Source organism: Flavihumibacter sp. UBA7668 (assembly GCF_002483205.1).
Taxonomy (GTDB): Bacteria; Bacteroidota; Bacteroidia; order Chitinophagales; family Chitinophagaceae; genus Flavihumibacter.
On sequence record NZ_DLHM01000005.1, the window covers coordinates 285,762 to 300,149 of the forward strand.

The following is a 14,388-nucleotide window of genomic DNA, read 5'->3' on the forward strand; positions in this document are numbered from 1 at the left end:
AATATGTCGAAAGTAGCTTTAGTAACAGGAATCACCGGCCAGGACGGCGCCTACCTCGCTGAACTTTTATTGGAAAAAGGGTATATCGTACATGGTATCAAACGCCGTGCTTCCCTTTTTAATACCGATCGGATTGATCACCTCTACCAGGATCCGCACGAAAAAAATGTGCGCCTGCACCTGCATTATGGTGACCTTACCGATAGTACCAACCTGATCCGCATTATTCAGGAAACCCAGCCCGACGAAATCTATAACCTCGCGGCCATGAGCCATGTGCACGTGAGTTTTGAAACCCCCGAATATACCGCCAATGCCGATGGTATTGGTACCCTTCGCATACTGGAAGCTGTTCGTTTACTCGGACTAACCAAAAAAACAAAAGTGTACCAGGCCTCCACTTCTGAATTATACGGACTGGTACAGGCCGTTCCCCAGAGTGAAACCACCCCGTTTTATCCCCGTTCTCCCTATGCCGTTGCCAAAATCTACGGCTACTGGATTACGGTGAACTACCGCGAAGCCTATGGCATGTTTGCGGTAAACGGAATCCTCTTCAACCACGAATCGCCCCTGCGCGGAGAAACCTTTGTAACCCGCAAAATCACCCGCGGGGTTGCCAAAATTGCACTGGGACTCCAGGATAAAATTTTCCTGGGTAACCTGAATGCCCGCCGCGACTGGGGACATGCAAAAGACTATGTGGAAGCCATGTGGCGGATCCTGCAGCAGGAGGTCCCCGAAGATTATGTAATTGCAACAGGGGTAACCACCCCCGTGCGGGAGTTTGTACGCATGGCATTTGCCGAAGTGGGTATTGAAGTGGAATTTAGCGGTTCTGAAGCGGCCGAAGTAGCCAAAGTGGTAAGCTGCTCCAATCCTGATTTCCAGCTCGAAATTGGCAGGGAAGTGGTAGCTGTTGATCCGCGTTATTATCGTCCAACAGAGGTTGACTTACTAATCGGCGATCCAACCAAGGCCCAAACCAAGCTGAACTGGAAACCCAAATATGACCTGGCCGGACTGGTAAAAGAAATGGTAGCCGCCGATGTAGACAGCTTCCGAAAAGAAAAGTTGCTAAAGGAGAGTGGGTACTACGTAAAGAATCAATTTGAATAATTGTGAACGAAGTGAATAAGGTGAAATAGGTGAATATTCACCTCCTTTCACCACTTTTTACTTTTTACTTTCTACTTTTTACTTTCAAACATGAATCTAAATAGCAAAATCTACATCGCCGGCCACCGCGGCATGGTTGGCTCTGCAATCATGCGCCGTCTCCAGGCTGCCGGCTTCACCAATTTCATTACCCGCACATCAGCGCAGCTGGACTTGCGTAACCAGCAGGCAGTAGCTGATTTTTTTGCAGCCGAAAAGCCCGATTATGTATTTCTGGCAGCGGCCAAAGTAGGCGGTATTCATGCCAACAATACCTTCCGGGGCGAGTTTTTGTATGATAACCTGATGATCCAGAACAATATCATCCACAGCAGTTACCAGCAGGGTGTGAAGAAATTATTGTTTTTAGGATCCTCCTGTATTTATCCCAAAATGGCTCCTCAGCCTTTGAAGGAAGAGTATCTGCTCACCGGAGAACTGGAGCCAACCAATGAGCCCTATGCCATTGCAAAAATTGCGGGTATAAAATTATGCGATGCCTACCGGAGCCAGTATGGCTGCAATTTTATTTCCGTAATGCCGACCAATTTATATGGTCCCAATGATAATTACGATTTAAACAATTCCCATGTATTGCCGGCCCTGATCCGCAAATTCCATGAAGCCAAACTGGCCAATGCGCCATCGGTAACCATCTGGGGTACGGGTACCCCGCGCCGTGAATTTCTGCATGCCGATGACCTGGCCGATGCCTGTTATTATTTGATTCAGGAATACAATGAACCCGGACTGGTAAATATTGGGGTGGGCCATGATATCGCCATCAAGGACCTTGCCCTCCTGGTGCAGGAAGTGGTGGGCTACGAGGGAACCATTGAACATGACCTGAGCAAGCCCGACGGTACACCCAGAAAGCTGATGGATGTGGGTAAATTGCATTCCTTTGGCTGGAAGCATAAAATTGAACTGGCCGATGGTTTACGCCAGGTATATGCAGAGTTTGTTGAGAATCATGGTAAATAATATAAATATAATGGTATAGGCGAGAGCAATTTTGAGTTTGGTACGATTATCCCTTAGTTTAGTAGTATGAACAGGGACCTTATCAAAATCGGAATTATTGAAGACAATAATTACCTGCTGGAAAATTATCGGGAGTTTTTCTCGCATTACAATGATATCCAGCTTGTTTTCACCTACCAGAGTCTGGAAGAATGGGAAACGGGAGGAGACAACCTGCATGATCCGGATGTAGTATTACTGGACCTGGTATTACCGGGAAAAGGTGGAATAGAAGGTATTGGCCTGCTTCGGCGGGCTTTTCCATTGGTGAAAATCCTGGTGATTTCGGGCGATGACCGGCAGGAAGCCATAGTGGAAAGCATCAAACAGGGGGCGCATGGCTTTCTGGTGAAACCGGGTCAGTTGGCAGAAGTGTACCGGGCCGTAGTAGATGTTAGCAGGGATGGCGGTTACTTATCCCCAAAAGCAGCAGCAAGGGTAATCCACCACCTGGGGGCCCGGGTAGAGGACCAGCTGGCTAAAAAACTCACCAAAAGGGAGCTGGAACTGGTGCTCCTATTAAAAGAGGGATTAACCTATAAAGAGCTGGCAGAGAAGATGTTTGTGTCGGTTTATACGGTGAATCACCACCTCAAAAAAATCTATCAAAAGTTATCCGTCGAAAGTAAGAGTCAATTAATAAGCAAAGTATTGAATAAGAGCTTTTAGATAGTACTTTTGTTCAATATTACTCATATGAGTAGTTTTTAAAGGTATATGTGGCAATACTTTTGCACGGTCGAAAAACGCATGCCGGAACCAGTTCAATTCCACCAGATTTAAGGGGGTTACTAGCAATGCTGGCTACCGGGTAGCCAATCGATATTCCTTTGTATTAACCTTACCCTGGTTGCATGAAATGTGACTGAGGAGGCGAAGCTATTCCGAATGCAGAACCATTTTTGCTTTATTATACCAAGAACTCCTAAAAAGTTCAGGACCGGTTTCCGGGAATTTTTATGGCAACAGACCCTGCAATCGTTAAAAACCCAGGAATATAACAACTGGCAGGTACTGGTTGTTGGCGAGTGGGAAGAAATTGGAGATGATAGATTTCATTTTTTGGAGCATGATCTGGTGGAAAAACGGAAAAAGCTCTGTTATGCGATGGAGTTTATTCGCTCTATGCCGAAACAGCCCGATTATCTGATTAGGTTGGATGATGATGATTTAATTTCTTCCACGGTGCTGGAGCGGGTAAAAGAGGAAACTGCGGCTTGTATTGCTGACCGGTATCATAGTTTTGTTGAAATTGTTACGGGTAAAGTTTCGCAGCAAAAAAGAAATTGGCTGGCCAATACCGTGGCACATAAAACCAGTCATGCATTTCAGTTGATGGACCCGGCTGACCCGGATTCCTATTTGCTGGTGCAGGATCATAGTCAGGCCTGGCATCCTTATTATAGTGGGCTTTCGGTTTATTATACATCCAAACTGGAGCCATTATATCTGCGAATACTGGCACCCGGATCCATTACCTCGAAGGCTGCCAGCCAAAGTGGAGATGCAGCAACGGATTATTTGAGGTACCTGCTTGGTTTTGGAACCTGGTCAACCGGCAGTACAGCACTAACAGGGTTTGAGCAGGCATTACCTGCGTTGAGGGGGATTGCAGGATATCTTTCAGAAACCGGGATACAGGATTTTCATTTCCCGGCATTGGCATTATTAAAGAACCGGTTGAATGATCTGAAAACAGCGATTTGGCATAAGTAAAATAGAAGCATTAACCTGAACAATGAATAAAGAAAGAAAAGTAGCGGTATTAGGCCTCGGATATGTGGGTCTGCCGCTGGCAGTTGAATTTGCCAAAAAATTCCCTACCGTAGGATTTGATATTAATGAAAAAAGAGTACAGGAACTAAAGGACGGAACCGACAATACCCTGGAAGTGTCAGAAGCTGACCTCGCTTCCGTAAAAGGAAAGCTGCTTATTTCAGCTACCCTGGACGACCTGAAAGATTGCACACACTATATAGTTACAGTACCCACGCCGGTAGATAAATACAACCAGCCGGATCTGACCCCGCTGAAAAAAGCAAGTGAAACAGTGGGCAAAGTACTGAAGAAGGGCGATATCGTTATTTATGAATCAACCGTTTACCCGGGAGTTACCGAAGACTATTGTGTTCCGGTACTCGAGAAGGTAAGCGGTTTGTTGTTTAATACCGATTTTTTTGCGGGTTATTCACCGGAGCGGATTAATCCGGGTGATAAGGAAAGAACACTGACCAAAATCAGGAAGATTACTTCGGGTTCTACGCCGGAAGTGGCGGCCGAGGTAAATGATTTGTACAGCGCCATTATAGTGGCGGGTACTTTTCAGGCAGCTTCCATTAAGGTGGCGGAAGCGGCCAAAGTAATTGAGAATGCACAGCGCGATATCAATATTGCCTTTGTGAATGAGTTGGCCAAGATCTTTAACCGCCTGCATATAGATACCCGTGCGGTTTTGGAAGCGGCGGGCACCAAATGGAATTTTCTTCCATTTCAACCGGGTCTGGTAGGCGGACATTGTATAGGAGTAGACCCCTATTACCTGGCGCAGAAGGCGCAGGAAACAGGTTATCATCCGGAGATTATACTGGCCGGCCGTCGGATCAATGATGGCATGGGCGAATATGTGGTATTACAGGTGATCCGTCAGTTGAACCGCCGGGCCTTACCGGTGGTTGGAGCAAAAGTGCTGGTACTGGGGCTGACCTTTAAGGAAAACTGTCCGGATATCCGCAATACCAAGGTAGTGGATATCATTCATCACCTGCAGGATCAGGGGGTGGAAGTAGATATTTACGATCCCTGGGCAAGCAAGGCCGAAGTGGTGCATGAATATGGATACGATATCTTTACCGATTCATCGGAACTGGGCCAGGGCTATGATGGCGTGATTTTAGCTGTTGCGCATAAACAGTTTTTAAACGGAGAAAACTGGAGAGGCCGTTTGAAAGAAAACGGCGTTTTATACGATGTAAAAGCAGCTTTACCGGTAGGTGTTGCTGATGCCAGATTATAATTATACAATTAAACGAAAGGATGAAAATTTTAGTAACAGGGGGAGCCGGATTTATAGGAAGTCATATTGTGGAGAATTTATTGGTGCGGGAGGATATTGAGAAGGTTAGAGTGCTGGATAATTTCAGTACCGGACACAGGAAAAATTTGGAGCCATTTTTTGAGAATCCCAAATTCAGTTTAATTGAAGGAGATATCCGTTCTGTTGAGGATTGTGAGAAAGCGGTAGAGGGGGTTGATGCGGTTTGTCACCAGGCTGCGCTGGGTTCTGTGCCCAGAAGTATTCAGGATCCCATCACATCGCATAATGTAAATGTGAATGGTTTTTTGAATATACTGGAAGCCGTACGGAAGTTCGGGGTTAAGAAAATGGTGTATGCATCTTCCTCTTCGGTTTATGGCGATTTGGCTGATAGTCCAAAAGTAGAAGAGCGTACGGGCAAGTTATTGTCTCCCTATGCTGCTACAAAGATGGCAAATGAGTTATATGCTGAAGTGTATGCCAAGACTTATGGAATTCAACTGGTAGGTTTCCGTTACTTTAATGTCTTTGGCCCCCGCCAGGATCCGAATGGACCATATGCGGCAGTGATACCATTATTTATCAAAGCAGCATTGGAAGGAACCTCTCCAAAAATTAATGGAGATGGAAGCATAACTCGGGACTTTACCTACATCTCAAATGTGGTGAAAGCGAATTTGAATGCGATGTTAAACCTTCAAAATCCAAACCATAAAGTATTTAATGTTGCTTGTGGAAGTTCAACAAGTTTAAATGAGCTCTGGTCAATAATTGCAAAGATTACAAGTACATCTGTTAAGCCTGAATACGGACCTGTACGTAAAGGTGATATTCTGCAGTCTCTTGCAATGATAAATTCTATTGAAAACAGTATCGATTATTCTAATTTGGTGCCAGTTGAAGTTGGTTTAAAGACTACAGTTCACTGGTACAAAACAACCTAAACTCTGCAAACCAAATCTTTAGTATGAATTTTCGAATACAGATATTTAACATTGTTCTTCTATTTTTTTTTGCTTCATGTACATCTTCAAAGCAAATGATCTACATGAATGACTTGAATAACAATAGTACTTTGGACTCATTAAAAGCAAAAGCTCAGGTAGAATTTGAATCAAAAATTCAGAAAAATGATCTTTTATGGATTACTGTTGGTGGTCCAAATAGCGAGGATTTGGTAGCATTAAACTCAGGTTTAGGCTTTCCTCAATCTGGAGTCAGTGGTGCAGTATTGAGTGGTTCAGGTCAGGTATTTGGATATTTGGTTGAAGCAGATGGTATGATAAAAGTGCCATACATTGGTAAAATTGAAGCAGATGGTTTGACAAGGAAAGAACTAGAAGAAAAATTGACGATTTCATTTAGAGATTTCACAAAGGATCCTGTGGTTAATGTACGATTTATGAATTATCGCATAACAGTAATGGGTGAGGTTTTAAGACCAGGGATTATTGTATTACCGAACGAAAGATTGACAATATTGGAGGCAATAGGAATGTCTGGAGATTTGACGGTTATGGGAAAAAGAGAATCAGTGATGGTAATTAGAGAGGTAGATGGTAAAAGAATTTATGGCAGAGTAAATTTGCTTTCAAGTGATATTTTTAACTCGCCATTTTATTATTTGAAAACAAATGATGTTGTATATGTTGAACCAGCGCCAGCAAAGTTTTTTGCCCGCGAAAGGTTGCCTCAATTTATATCACTGGCAGCAGGAAGCTTATCAATCCTCGCAATTATTTTAAGTTTAAACAAATAGAAGTGGTAGAAAACAACTATTCGTCAAAGAGTATAAATGATTCAAGTGAAAATATTGGGATTGAAGCTTTTGTTCGAAGAATAGTTCCTTATTGGCCACTATTTTTCCTAGGTCTTTTAGTAGCATTGGCAACTACTTTTATATATCTAAGATATTCAACGAAGATGTATAAAATACAAAGCAGAATTATTGTCAACGACGATGATTTACAAAGAAGCAATACTGATTTGTTAAATTTTCAATATGGAGGAGGTCCATTCCCAAGTCAAGCTGAAAAAGAGGTACAAATACTACAATCCCGAACACTTCTCGGAGAAGTTGTCAAAAGACTCTCACTTCAAGTTAGATTTACATTCGAGGGGAAATTAAAAGCTGCTGAATTATATAATCTTGCAGGACCAATATCTTTAAAATTATTTCAACCAGAAAGTTTTGATGAGACTTTTTTTGGGAATGTTGAAATTATAGATGAAAAAACAGTTGAATATTTGGGTAAAAGATATTTAGTGGACACTATTGTTCAAACTCCATTTGGTCTAGCACAGTGGGGCCTCGACTCTTTACCAGCAGCATTTGATATAATTGGGCTTGAAATTACTCCACTTAACTCAGCGGTTAGAAATTTGAAAAATAATCTTCAAATCGTACCGATTAGCAGTCAATCCTCCATTATTGATCTAAATTATTTGGACAATAAAACTACTCGTGGCATTGATATTTTAAACACTATTGTTGATGTTTATAGTTCGAATTATGTTGAATTCAAAAGACGGATTGCTCAAAATACTTTAAAATTTATTGACGACAGGCTTTTATTATTATCACAGGAATTAAATAGTGTTGAAAAAGATTTAGAGGGTTTTAAGGTTAAGGAAGGAGTAATTGATTTGTCAACTGAAGGAAGTTTATTCTTGAATCAAGTTAGTGAGTTTGATCAAGAGCTTTCGAAAATAGAGGTGCAGCTTAAAGTTTTAGAAGGCTTGCGGAATTATGTATTGAAGAGAAACAGCGATAAAACTCCAGTGCCGGCAACATTAGGTTTAAATGATCCATTACTTCAAACTCTATTAACACAACTCTTCCAAGCTGAGTTTGAGTATGAAAAGATAAGTCAATTGTCAGGCAAGAAAAATCCACAGTTGGAGGTTATTGATAATCAAATTCAGAAATTACGGCCAAGTATTCTGGAAAGTATTTCAAATCTGGAAAGATCATTTCAGGCCAATAAAATACGCTTAAAAGCCTTTGTAAGCCAAAGAGAGACGGCATTAAAAAACATTCCCAAAAAAGAAAGAATGTTGCTCGATATTAGTAGACAACAATCAATAAAGAATACAATTTATACTTACTTGCTGGAGAAACGTGAGGAAGCAGCGATTCAATCAGCTTCTATCGTTCCAAATAACCGAGTTATTGATCAGCCGCAAGACATGGGTGTTCAGAAGCCCAAAAGGATGATTATAACTATTTTCGGCTTGTTTATATGGACATTAATTTTTGCTTTCTACGTTTTTTTAAAAGAGTTTTTAAATTCAAAGTTTAGATATCGTAAGGAGCTTGAAGAAGTTTTAAGACAACCAATTTTAGGTGAACTTCAACTAGTTGATGATGGGAATAAAAACAGATTAGTAGTTCTTGAGAATAGAAATGATATTATTACTGAACAGTTTAGGGAAATAAGGACAAATCTAGCTTTTTTGCCTAGATCTGGAAAGTCTCAAGCAATCTTATTTACATCATCAAAAAGTGGAGAAGGAAAAACATTTGTTTCGATAAATTTAGCTGCAAGTCTAGTACTGACAGGAAAAAAAGTTGTATTGCTAGAATTAGATCTAAGGAAGCCAAAATTACTTCAATATTTATCGATGCCTCGTACTAATGGGGTGTCAAACTATTTAATAGGAGTTAATGAAGTTGATGAAATAATTCAACCAGTAAAAGGAGTTGATGGTTTATTTGTGATAGGTTCTGGGCCACTTCCACCTAATCCTGCTGAATTGTTATTATCAGATAAAATGGAGAAGATGATTGATGAGCTAAAAGATCGATTTGACTATATTTTGCTAGACTCTCCTCCCGTCGGTATTGTAACAGACTCTAGAGTTTTAGGAAGATTAGCAGATGTTTGTTTTTTTGTTGTTAGATACAATTACACTGATCGAAGTATTAGAGATTTAATTAGCCGGCTAATCGATAAAGGGCATTTCCCTCCTATAAATTTAATATTTAATGCTATTCCATTGCATAAGTTGATTAGTAATTCATATGGATATGGGTATGGATATGGATATGGATTAGGTTATTTACAAAATGATAAATCAAAAAATACTCTTTTAAGGAAAATTTTAAGATTTTTCAGACTTAAAAAAAATAATTAAACACTTCTTTGCCAAATGGAACATTCGAAAAAGGTACTAATTACGGGTGCAGCAGGTTTTATAGGATACCATACAACAAAAAAATTTTTAGAAAATGGATGGCAAGTTATTGGTATTGATAATTTGAATGATTATTATGAGGTTGGATTAAAATTGTCAAGATTACAAAAATTGGGCATTGATATTAATGAAGAGACTTATAATATCCCAGCTAAGTCTACATCCTACGATTTTCTATTCTTTAAAATGGATCTTTGTGATAGGGCAGAAATATTTAATTTGTTTAATGAACAAATGTTTGATGTTGTAGTAAATCTAGCAGCTCAAGCAGGTGTTAGGTATTCCGTAGAAAATCCATTTGTATATGTAGATAGTAATGTTTCTGGATTTATAAATGTTCTTGAAGGTTGTCGTCAAACCAATGTAAAACATTTGGTATATGCAAGTACATCAAGTGTATATGGTCTCAATTCAGAAATGCCATTTTCTCCTCATAATGGTGCTAATCATCCAGTAAGTTTATATGCTGCAACAAAAAAAGCTAATGAGATGATGGCTCATTCATATAGTCATTTATATTCCCTCCCAACAACTGGCTTAAGATTTTTTACAGTTTACGGTCCATGGGGTAGACCAGATATGGCTCTTTTTTTATTTACAGACGCAATTTTGTCCGATAAGCCTATAAATATTTATAATAATGGACAAATGTTTAGGGATTTTACATATGTTTCTGACATAGTTGAAGGGGTTTTTAGAATCAGTCAAAGAATTCCTAAATCGAACGTTTGTTGGGACTCAAAAATTGCTGATCCTTCTAGTTCAAGTGCCCCATATAAGATTTTCAATATTGGTAATTCAAACTCAGTAAGTTTAATGGAATATATTAATGCAATTGAAAATGCACTTGAAAAAACGGCAAAGAAAAATTACCTCCCTATGCAACCAGGTGATGTAGTTGCAACGCATGCTGATATGAGTGATTTAGCCGAGGCAGTTAACTATATTCCTACTACTACAATTCAGGAAGGTGTATTGGAATTTGTTAATTGGTACAAAGAATACTTCAATAAAAAATAAATTAATGATTTCTGTTTCTAAATCCAAGCTTACAGGTACTGTCAAAGTTAGTGGTGCAAAGAATAGTGCTTTACGTTTACTAGCTGCATCACTTTTGACAAGTGAAAGAATCGAAATAAACAATTTCCCAAACGGCTTGCTTGATGTTGCAATACATTTAGAAATGTTGAAAGCATTGGGAAAAGATTATATAATATCGGGTGATACAATTACAATAACAGAACATCAAAACTTAAACTCTCAATTAGTTTGGAATGATAGGTCAATTCGAAACACACTTTTGATACTTGGAGCCTTAACAGCTCGGCTCTCAGAAGGAAGAGTACCTTTGCCTGGCGGATGTAATTTGGGTGACAGGAAGTATGATCTACACGTAAATGCATTAAAAACATTGGGAGCAGATGTATGGGAGGAAGATGGATATTTATGTGCAAAATCTAAAGGACGCTTAATTGGCAATGAAATTTTTTTACCTATTCGTTCTACTGGCGCTACAGAAAATTCCATAATTATGGGAAGCTTGGCAATTGGTAAAACCATAATTTGGAATCCTCACATTCGTCCAGAAATTTTAGATCTCATTGATATGTTAAATTCTATGGGAGCTAAAATTAAAGTTTATGGACAAAAATGTATTGAGGTTTATGGGGTTGAAGGATTAAATGGTACTAGGCATTCTGTTATTCCAGATAATATGGAAGCTCTTACTTGGGCCATTGCTTCTGTAATTACTAATGGTGATGTAGAAATTGAAAATTTCCCGTATTCCCACTTAGAAGTACCTCTATGTTTCCTTCGCGAAAGCGGAATGAAGTATTACAAAGGTGAGTCATCATTAATAGTGCACGGCGGAACTCCATACCCAATTGAGATAAGTACTGGCCCATATCCTGGAATAAACTCTGATATGCAACCATTATTTGCTGTTTATGGTGCAATGAGTACAGGCCATTCTAAAATAATTGATCTAAGATTTCCCGGTCGTTATGGTTATGTAAATGAATTAAAAAAAATGGGCGTGGAATACCATGTTGATGGTGATATGTTAGTAATAACTGGAGGAAATGAATTAATTGGGACAAAAGTAGAAGCTTTGGATTTAAGGGCTGGAATTGCCTTACTTTTGGCAGGACTTACCGCTGAAGGTGAAACAAGTATTGAAAATGATTGGCAAATTCAAAGAGGATATGAAAATTTAACCCAAAAACTATCTGCTTTACAGGTTAATTTTAAAATATGAAATTTTCTTGTTTGCTAAGTGAAATAAAGGGAGATCTGCCAAATCAATCTTTTAATATTAAAGCATTTTTCATCAACTATTTTTACAGCGCCAGGTTTCGTGTATTATTGAATCATAGAATTGGAAAATTTTGTTTTCAAAGTAATTCTTTTATTATTCGTCAAATTTCGTCCTATTATAAATACAAGTTGATTTCAAAAAGAGGATGTGACATATCTTATAATGCAATTATTGGACGAAACTTACGATTGCCACACCCTATAGGAATTGTAATTGGTGATGGTGTCATAATTGGAGATAATGTTATGTTATTTCAACAAGTAACGCTGGGAAGTCATGGGAAGAAGGGCGATAAAATGAATTATCCAGTGGTGGAAAATGGCGTAAAAATATTTGCAGGAGCGAAAATTATTGGAGGGGTGGTAATTGGAGAAAATGCTGTAGTAGGTGCTAATGCAGTTGTGAACATTAATGTTCCTCCTGATTCAACTGCAGTAGGTATCCCGGCTAAAATTTTGATGAAATAGTATGGCTACATTTGTGTCAGACATTGTTCGTGTAGCATTCTCGCGAATAGCAGTAATTTTTTGTGGACTTGGAGTTTCTATTATTACTGCTAGGTATTTGGGGCCAGAGAATAATGGTATAATTTCAAGTTTAGTTGTTTATCCTTCTCTTTTTATGACTATTGGTTCCTTAGGTATTCGACAGTCCACTACTTATTTTATTGGCAAGAATTCAATTTCAATTGAAAGTATAAAAACCGCAATTGTTCAGATATGGTTTTTTACATCACTTTTCTGTATTATAGTTTGTGCTGCTTTGTTGTTTTTCTTTTCGCCAAATAACTATAAAAGCGAATTAGTCTTACTTGCCATTGCGCCGATTCCATTTAGTCTGTTTGTCACTTATAATTCAGGTATATTTTTAGGAAAAAATGAAATTAAAGAATTTAACAAAGTAAATTGGTTACCTAATGTTGTAATTCTTTTAGCAACATATTTTTTCCTGGTTCCATTAAATGCTGGTTTAAATGGAGCTATGCTAGCAGCCCTATTAGGCCCAATTTTTATGTTCTTTATAATGTTATTCAAGAATGATTTCTTAAATTCTTTTAGAATAAAAATTGAATACTCTGTTATAAAATCTTTACTATCTCTAGGTATTATTTACGCTATTGCTTTAATGGTTATTAATTTAAATTATCGGATTGATATTATATTATTGGAAAGACTGAGTAGTAATTATGAAACGGGTATATATTCAAAAGGAGCGTCTATTACTCAATATCTTTGGCAGATTCCTATGGTGCTGAGTACAATAGTATTTGCAAGAAGTTCAAATGCAAAAGATGATTTACTTTTCTCTAACAAAGTGGCAAAACTATTGAGAATTTCTATCATTGCAATTAGCTTGGTTTCTATCGTGTTATTTTTTTTAGCTGAATATATTATTGTGGGTTTGTATGGCTTAGATTTTATGGGAAGTGTCAGGGTTTTGCAAATATTATTGCCTGGTGTTGTTGTTTTAACAGTATTCAAAGTTATGAATATGGATCTGGCAGGAAAAGGTAAGCCTTGGGTAAGCATGAAGGCTATGATTCCTGGTTTAATTTGTAACATTCTTTTAAATATTTGGTTGATTCCGCAATATGGAGCAGTAGGGGCATCAATTTCATCAACTATAAGTTATTCCTTAGCTGGAGTTTTATTCATTATTTTTTATAGTAAGGAAACGCGACTTTCTATTATTGATATCTTCACTTTTAAGAGAAGTGAATTCAAAGAATTGTACTATTCAGTTTTAAAAATCATTAAAAGATAATATGAAAATTTATAGTGATTTTGATCTTACAAATTATAACTCTTACCGAATTAATTCTGTATGTAAAAGAGCTATTTTTTTTGATAGCGAAAATGAAATTGTTGAATATTTTTCTAAAACCTCTCTTGATAATTGTGTCGTTTTAGGTAATGGTAATAATGTCATTTTGACTAAAAACAGATATGAGAATGATTTTATCATATTTAATGGAAATTATAACTCATATGCTTTTTGTGCAAATGAAAGCCAACTAAGAGCAGAAGCTGGAATGCTATTATCTGATTTGAGTTTATTGGCTCTCAAGCATTCTTTAACTGGGCTAGAAGTTTTTTATGATATACCAAGCTCACTTGGTGGGGCTGTTGTGATGAATGCTGGTGCGAGTGGAGAGGAGATCAAAGATGTATTAAGTTTTGTAAGATTCTTGGATCTTGAAACAAATAAGGTTCGGGAATTTAGTAAGTCTGAAATTAGTTTTGAATATAGGAATAGTTACTTTCAGAAGAACAAAAACAACATCGTATTATCTGCAAAAATTGATTTGATTCCTGGTGATCGGGGAAGTATTGAAACTAAAATGAATTTAATCCGAGATCAACGATGGCTAAAACAACCAAGGGAATTTCCAAATGCTGGTAGCGTATTCAAAAGACCTCCTGGATATTTTGTTGGCGCCATTATAGACAATTTAAATCTTAAAGGTTTGGTCGTTGGTGGTGCAAAAATTTCAGAGAAGCATGGTGGATTTATTATTAATTTCAATAAAGCCTCAGGGAGTGATATTGTTAAAATTATAGATCATGTAAGAGAGCTTGTTTTGCGAGAATTCGGAGTTGAATTAGAAATTGAACAGAGATTGATATAATTTGATAAATTTTTGATTTTATTTTAA

13 protein-coding genes are annotated in these 14,388 nt (G+C 38.1%); all 13 read left to right on the forward strand.

The window, feature by feature from the left end:
- Positions 1-3 precede the first annotated feature (3 nt).
- The 13 genes from gmd (at position 4) to murB (ending at position 14,361) form a co-directional block, all read left to right on the forward strand.
- Positions 4-1,119 carry a GDP-mannose 4,6-dehydratase gene (gene gmd / locus B2746_RS13325; RefSeq protein WP_290794783.1) on the forward strand — a complete coding sequence of 372 codons (1,116 nt, stop codon included), beginning with the start codon at positions 4-6 and terminating at the stop codon, positions 1,117-1,119.
- 90 nt (positions 1,120-1,209) lie between these two features.
- Positions 1,210-2,142 (forward strand): GDP-L-fucose synthase, encoded by a 933-nt coding sequence (gene fcl, locus B2746_RS13330; RefSeq protein ID WP_290794786.1) that lies wholly within the window; start codon positions 1,210-1,212, stop codon positions 2,140-2,142.
- A 66-nt stretch (positions 2,143-2,208) separates the two neighbouring features.
- Positions 2,209-2,850: a response regulator transcription factor gene (locus B2746_RS13335; protein WP_290794789.1), complete on the forward strand. Its 642-nt coding sequence runs from the start codon at positions 2,209-2,211 to the stop codon at positions 2,848-2,850.
- Between the two features lie 219 nt (positions 2,851-3,069).
- Positions 3,070-3,897 carry a hypothetical protein gene (locus B2746_RS13340; RefSeq protein WP_290794791.1) on the forward strand — a complete coding sequence of 276 codons (828 nt, stop codon included), beginning with the start codon at positions 3,070-3,072 and terminating at the stop codon, positions 3,895-3,897.
- A gap of 22 nt (positions 3,898-3,919) precedes the next feature.
- Positions 3,920-5,194 (forward strand): nucleotide sugar dehydrogenase, encoded by a 1,275-nt coding sequence (locus B2746_RS13345; RefSeq protein ID WP_290794794.1) that lies wholly within the window; start codon positions 3,920-3,922, stop codon positions 5,192-5,194.
- 20 nt (positions 5,195-5,214) lie between these two features.
- Positions 5,215-6,159 carry an SDR family oxidoreductase gene (locus B2746_RS13350; RefSeq protein ID WP_290794797.1) on the forward strand — a complete coding sequence of 315 codons (945 nt, stop codon included), beginning with the start codon at positions 5,215-5,217 and terminating at the stop codon, positions 6,157-6,159.
- Between the two features lie 104 nt (positions 6,160-6,263).
- Entirely contained in the window at positions 6,264-6,974 is a 711-nt protein-coding gene (locus B2746_RS13355; RefSeq protein ID WP_290794802.1) for a polysaccharide biosynthesis/export family protein, read from the forward strand.
- 2 nt (positions 6,975-6,976) lie between these two features.
- Positions 6,977-9,352, forward strand: coding sequence for a GumC family protein (locus tag B2746_RS13360; RefSeq protein ID WP_290794805.1), 2,376 nt, complete (start codon positions 6,977-6,979; stop codon positions 9,350-9,352).
- 15 nt (positions 9,353-9,367) lie between these two features.
- Positions 9,368-10,432: an NAD-dependent epimerase gene (locus B2746_RS13365; RefSeq protein ID WP_290794807.1), complete on the forward strand. Its 1,065-nt coding sequence runs from the start codon at positions 9,368-9,370 to the stop codon at positions 10,430-10,432.
- The gene (locus B2746_RS13370) at positions 10,383-11,672 is read left to right on the forward strand and encodes a UDP-N-acetylglucosamine 1-carboxyvinyltransferase (RefSeq protein WP_290794809.1); all 1,290 of its coding nucleotides are present in this window, start codon (positions 10,383-10,385) and stop codon (positions 11,670-11,672) included. Before B2746_RS13365 ends, B2746_RS13370 begins: the two co-directional genes overlap by 50 nt.
- Complete coding sequence (locus B2746_RS13375; protein WP_290794812.1) at positions 11,669-12,199, forward strand: serine O-acetyltransferase; 531 nt, start codon at positions 11,669-11,671, stop codon at positions 12,197-12,199. Before B2746_RS13370 ends, B2746_RS13375 begins: the two co-directional genes overlap by 4 nt.
- A 1-nt stretch (position 12,200) precedes the next feature.
- On the forward strand, positions 12,201-13,496 hold the full coding sequence (locus tag B2746_RS13380; protein WP_290794814.1) for a flippase: 1,296 nt from the start codon (positions 12,201-12,203) through the stop codon (positions 13,494-13,496).
- Between the two features lies 1 nt (position 13,497).
- Positions 13,498-14,361: a UDP-N-acetylmuramate dehydrogenase gene (gene murB / locus B2746_RS13385; RefSeq protein WP_290794816.1), complete on the forward strand. Its 864-nt coding sequence runs from the start codon at positions 13,498-13,500 to the stop codon at positions 14,359-14,361.
- Positions 14,362-14,388: the final 27 nt, after the last annotated feature.

Coding starts and splice junctions, on each gene's coding strand:
- gmd (WP_290794783.1), top strand. CDS start 4: ATGTCGAAAGTAGCTTTAGTAACAGGAATCACCGGCCAGGACGGCGCC.
- fcl (WP_290794786.1), top strand. CDS start 1,210: ATGAATCTAAATAGCAAAATCTACATCGCCGGCCACCGCGGCATGGTT.
- B2746_RS13335 (WP_290794789.1), top strand. CDS start 2,209: ATGAACAGGGACCTTATCAAAATCGGAATTATTGAAGACAATAATTAC.
- B2746_RS13340 (WP_290794791.1), top strand. CDS start 3,070: ATGCAGAACCATTTTTGCTTTATTATACCAAGAACTCCTAAAAAGTTC.
- B2746_RS13345 (WP_290794794.1), top strand. CDS start 3,920: ATGAATAAAGAAAGAAAAGTAGCGGTATTAGGCCTCGGATATGTGGGT.
- B2746_RS13350 (WP_290794797.1), top strand. CDS start 5,215: ATGAAAATTTTAGTAACAGGGGGAGCCGGATTTATAGGAAGTCATATT.
- B2746_RS13355 (WP_290794802.1), top strand. CDS start 6,264: ATGAATGACTTGAATAACAATAGTACTTTGGACTCATTAAAAGCAAAA.
- B2746_RS13365 (WP_290794807.1), top strand. CDS start 9,368: ATGGAACATTCGAAAAAGGTACTAATTACGGGTGCAGCAGGTTTTATA.
- B2746_RS13375 (WP_290794812.1), top strand. CDS start 11,669: ATGAAATTTTCTTGTTTGCTAAGTGAAATAAAGGGAGATCTGCCAAAT.
- B2746_RS13380 (WP_290794814.1), top strand. CDS start 12,201: ATGGCTACATTTGTGTCAGACATTGTTCGTGTAGCATTCTCGCGAATA.
- murB (WP_290794816.1), top strand. CDS start 13,498: ATGAAAATTTATAGTGATTTTGATCTTACAAATTATAACTCTTACCGA.